This window comes from Flavobacterium araucananum (assembly GCF_002222055.1).
Classification (GTDB): domain Bacteria; phylum Bacteroidota; class Bacteroidia; order Flavobacteriales; family Flavobacteriaceae; genus Flavobacterium; species Flavobacterium araucananum.
Genome location: NZ_MUGS01000138.1, coordinates 1 through 551, shown reverse-complemented (window position 1 = coordinate 551; position 551 = coordinate 1). Strand labels below are relative to the sequence as shown.

Annotated in this window: 1 protein-coding gene; it reads right to left on the bottom strand. The window is 37.9% G+C overall.

All coding sequences use genetic code 11. The annotated features are described in order from the left end of the window. Positions 1 to 551 (bottom strand): hypothetical protein (locus B0A64_RS25380; protein ID WP_165769886.1); only part of this gene is annotated, 551 nt, incomplete at both ends.

Genomic DNA, 551 nt, shown 5'->3' with positions numbered 1-551 from the left:
GAACTGAGCTGGTCAATAATTTCCTTGTCTTCAGGTATGTCATAATCAAGTATTTCTTTCAGGTATGGAATAAACTTCGCGACTGTCTTGTAATCATACAGGAGGCTCGGCATACCCATATCTTCCTCTAATTCTCCCACAAGAAACCACAAATAACAGCCATAGAGATTCCAAATAGCAGTACACATGAAGTAGCCTGCTTCTTTGTTGTTGTCATTTTTCATATGGGCGGATGCTGTATAAAAGTGAGAAATAGTATCTTCCATTTTATCGTCAAAAGAAAATTTTGTCCATTGCAGAAGTTCTTTTGCATCTCCATTTAAAGGATAAAACACCTTATTATCCGACTGGTAGTAAACCAGTTCAGCGACGGTACAATGGCGCATAAGATAAGGGAATCCCTCTTTAAAGCCCTGTGAAGCCCTGAATGCATTAATAAATCTAAAAATAAGATCAGGATAGCAGTCTGTTATTTTTTTTGACGTTTTCTCCACTGCATCCCCACTGTATCCGCAGTTCTTTTTCAGGATAATAGTTACAATAATGGGTAG